We start from the raw sequence: 2,001 nt of genomic DNA, 5'->3' as shown, positions 1-2,001 counted from the left end.
CAAAGGTCTTTAATTCATCCCCTCCCTGCATTCCCCATACCTTGGCTTCATCCGGTGTGACATGCAATTTTTCATACCGCTCCATACTACCATCCCTGCGGCATAAATACCCCGCATTTACCAGTTTTCCATCTTTCATTTCGGGCATGCTACCAGTGATAATGTTGATGTTATAAGAGATAGAAAATTCTGAGAATCTCTTTACAATATCCTCTGTATGCTTGGCCAATTCCCGTATTGCCTGTGATTCTGGCATATGGTTGTTGTCTGCCATCAATGGAGCATTAAAGAACTCTGGGAACAGTGCAAAATCTGATCGGTAACCCGAAACGGCATCAATAAAATATTCAGCGTGCTGCAAGAGCTCATCCAGATTCTTATATGGTCTCATCTGCCATTGGATAAGGCCTAACCTTATTACTTTTTTCTTGCTGGTAGCTTTTCTGTTAGGTTTTTCATAATAAATATTATCCCACTCCATCAGGACCGCAAATTCATTAGAGGCTTCATCGCCCTCCAGGTAGCCTTTTATGACCTTGGCAGGGTGAAAGTCGTTGGAGATCTGAAAATTCAATACAGGATCCTGAATCTCTTTTCTTCGCACCTTTTGGATGTATTCTTTTGGTGACAAGGTATCGGCATGCGAATGGTAATTGGGCATTCTGCCTCCAAAGGCAACCCCTTTTAAATTTAATCGTTCACAAAGATCTTTCCTGTAATCGTAAAGACGTCTTCCCAGGCGTAATCCACGATATTCAGGCTTAATAAACACGTCTATGCCATAAAGCATGTCGCCTTCCATCGTATGAGTAGAAAAGGTATAATTCCCAGTGATCTCCTTGTAGGTATGGCTAACGTCGAAATTGGCATAATCAACGATGATAGACAGCGCACACCCCGCCAGTTCACCATTGATCTTGATCACGGCCTGCCCTTCCGGGAAAAGGTCGATCAGGTTTTGAATATGGTGTTCACGCCAATAGGCGTTGGGCATGGATGAATAGGCCTCGATCATGGCCTCTTTTAACTCCTGATAATCATCAATGCTTAGATAGGACAGGTCTATATTTTCAATTTCGATCATTTTTTTCATACTGTTTATACGCTGTAAAAGTAAGCTTAGATTACCAATCTTTGAAGAATTCTATTTGGAGAATCCCAGTCCGTTTGCTTCTGACGGATACAATACTCATTTTTCCAGGCGAAAAAGACCCAGAAAAGGATCATTTTCAAGATCCAGGTGCCCATCCAGGTCTGCAAAATGGATATTGGGTCTGGATAAGGCAAAATGTAGTCCGGCTGATATTCCCAATGCACATTCATCCAAACACCCTACCATAGCCTCCAGGCCGGCAGATTTAGCTACCGAATTTATATGCATCCCTGCCATGATACCACCTACTTTCATCAGCTTTATGTTTACCATATCTATTAGGTCGTGCTGTGCAAGCCTAAAGGCATCGTCCAGGGTTTTAAGACTTTCATCTGCCATGACCGGGATGCCTACGGCATGTGTCACCTCCCCCAGTTTATGAGTTCCCTTGGTTTTTGTTGGTTGTTCAAAGATCTGTATCTCCACTTTTTTAGTAGCCTTTACAAAAGCGATTGAGTCTTCTACCGTGTATCCCTGGTTTCCATCAAAACGAAAAATAAGCTGGGGGAATTTCTCCCTTAAGCGAAGCATTTTTTCAATATCTTCCTCAAGGTTGGCCCCTCCTTTTATCTTCAATATAGTAAATCCTTTATCCGAAAATTCTTGTGCCAACCGCAGGGTTTCTTCCACAGACATGATCCCAACAGTAATACTGGTGGGAATAGAGTCTCTGTACCCACCTAAAAATTGATAGAGGGGTAGATCCATCTTCTTGGCCATCAGATCTAATAATGCCATGTCTACCATCGCAAGCACAGAGGAGCTATCGGGGCATATGACTTTTAATTCTTCCAGCAGGCGGACGTAGTGTAAGGGCGACTTTCCCTTGAGGTAAGGAAGTATATGCC

The 2,001-nt window shown here is 42.9% G+C and carries 2 protein-coding genes; both read right to left on the bottom strand.

The window, feature by feature from the left end; translation table 11 throughout:
• Window positions 1–1,084, bottom strand: a 1,084-nt coding sequence (locus WBM49_RS07510) for a GNAT family N-acetyltransferase (protein WP_424371442.1), incomplete at its 3' end; no start/stop codon positions are given.
• A gap of 105 nt (window positions 1,085–1,189) precedes the next feature.
• The coding region (locus tag WBM49_RS07505; RefSeq protein ID WP_424371441.1) for a mandelate racemase/muconate lactonizing enzyme family protein at window positions 1,190–2,001 on the bottom strand (812 nt) is incomplete at its 5' end.

The organism is Muriicola sp. (genome assembly GCF_049669965.1).
GTDB lineage: Bacteria > Bacteroidota > Bacteroidia > Flavobacteriales > Flavobacteriaceae > Muriicola.
Note: the sequence above shows the minus strand (reverse complement) of the source record. Positions and strands in the feature narration are given on the sequence as shown.